The sequence below is a fragment of the Miniphocaeibacter sp. genome (assembly GCF_049276255.1).
Classification (GTDB): Bacteria; Bacillota; Clostridia; order Tissierellales; family Peptoniphilaceae; genus Miniphocaeibacter.
This window is the reverse complement of the sequence record NZ_JBASWB010000021.1, coordinates 1-1,905: the sequence shown is the minus strand read 5'-3', so window position 1 is coordinate 1,905 and position 1,905 is coordinate 1. Positions and strand designations below refer to the sequence as shown.

Genomic DNA, 1,905 nt, shown 5'->3' with positions numbered 1-1,905 from the left:
ACTAGGAATAGATTTCTATTTTGCTGATCCATATAGTGCTTGGCAAAGAGGAACTAACGAGAATAGTAATGGACTATTAAGAGAATATTATCCAAAGAAAACAGATTTATCATCAATTGATGATAATAGATTAATAGAAGTTATATATGAGTTAAATACTAGACCGAGAAAATGTTTAGAATTTAACTCACCATTTGAAGCATTTTTATACGAATTAAATAATTTGGAGTAGTGTTGCAATTATTATTGTAATTAAACTAATAAATAATTTTACATCTTTTAAAGATAGTCCCATTTCCCTAAGTCGCTTTATAGAGTTTATTACCGGTATCTGTCCTTTACTATATAGTCTATAATTAGAATTCTCCACGATCTTTACAGGTTTTACCAGGTCTATTGAATCATAATAATGTAAAGTTCTGATATTTATATTACAAATCTTAGCAATTTCTCCAATTGTATAATATTTTTGTTTAAAATTTTTCATTTAACCTCCTTCTAACTGAATTTATAAATTTTCTATTTGAATACCACTATCTATTACAAGTATCAAGTAAACATTTAATATTTATCCTTTTATACTTTTGGATAGGCTACACTAAATAGGACAGTTTTATACCAAACATGATAGAATCTAAATAATATAAATAAGGAGTGAAATCATGAGCGGTAAAGGTAAGAGATACGATGATAAATTTAAAGAACAAATGGCAAAGATCTATAACCAAGGAAACCATACCTATCGTAGTCTAAGTGAAGAATATGGCGTTTCAACAGCTGCATTAAGAAGTTGGGTAACAAGATATAATAATTCTAAATCATTTAAAATTGAAGATAATAGAACAGAAGAAGAAAAGGAATTAATAAGACTTCAAAAAGAAAATCAGCAACTAAAGATGGAAAATGATATTTTATACCCTGAAGGGCACACGAAGCAAGCTGCACTACTACTAGGCAAAAAATAGATTTAATAATATCAAATCGTGATAAATTTAGTATTAGTGCTATGTGTAGGTTCTTGAAAATTCATAGATCCATTGTTTATTACTATCTAAATAAACCTATATTAGATAAATCTAACTTGAAATTAGTAGAACAAATAAAAGAAATATTTAGGAAGAGTAAAAACAACTATGGAACTAGAAAAATAAAGAAAAAACTAAGAGTACTAGGATATCAGGTTTCTAGACGCAAAATATCTAAGATCATGCAAGAAAATAGTTTAGTTTCTAATTATACTGTAGCACAATACAAAGTACATAACTTAAAATGTAATGAATCAAAAATAGAAAATATATTGGATAGAGAATTTAACAAGAGGAATAATCTAGAAGTTGTAGTAAGTGATTTAACATATGTAAGAGTTGGAAAATCTTGGAATTACATATGCTTACTAATTAATTTATACAATAGAGAAATCATTGGATATTCCGTAGGTAAAAATAAGGATGCGAAATTAATCGAACAAGCTCTTCTTAGTTCTAAATACTCATTAAGTAAAATACAGTTATTTCATTCAGATAGAGGAAGTGAATATGATAATAAAGTAATAGATGACTTTTTAAAAACTTTTAAGATAAAAAGATCTTTAAGTAGAAAAGGTAATCCTTTTGAGGGTCTGCCCCAGCATAGCAAGGGTACAATGCCGTAAGTAAAGCAACTAATAAAATTTTAAAAACCGAATTAATTTATCAACATAAATTCAAGAATCTAGAACAATTAAAATATGAACTGGAAAAATACATTTGTTGGTATAATAATGAGAGAATACACGGTTACTTAGGATATCTAAGTCCTATAGAATACAGAAAATTACATATGACAAGTTGAATTTCTATAAATAGATAAGAATATTTTCAAGGTTTAGGCTATGGCAAATTATGTCTTTTAATTTGGGCAACGCCT

At 27.0% G+C, this 1,905-nt stretch carries 2 protein-coding genes and 1 pseudogene; 2 read left to right on the top strand and 1 reads right to left on the bottom strand.

Annotation, left to right across the window (positions count from 1 at the left end):
* The coding region (locus tag WAO56_RS02400) for an IS30 family transposase (RefSeq protein WP_422142887.1) at positions 1-232 on the top strand (232 nt) is incomplete at its 5' end.
* On the opposite strand, the gene WAO56_RS02395 is transcribed toward WAO56_RS02400, so the two are convergent.
* A complete protein-coding gene (locus WAO56_RS02395) occupies positions 215-487 on the bottom strand; it encodes a MerR family transcriptional regulator (protein ID WP_422142886.1) in 273 nt (90 codons plus the stop codon). The two genes, WAO56_RS02400 and WAO56_RS02395, sit on opposite strands and share 18 nt — an antisense overlap.
* Positions 488-662: 175 nt before the next feature.
* Between WAO56_RS02395 and WAO56_RS02390 the strand changes: the two are divergent.
* A pseudogene (locus WAO56_RS02390) lies at positions 663-1,830 on the top strand (IS3 family transposase).
* Positions 1,831-1,905: the final 75 nt, after the last annotated feature.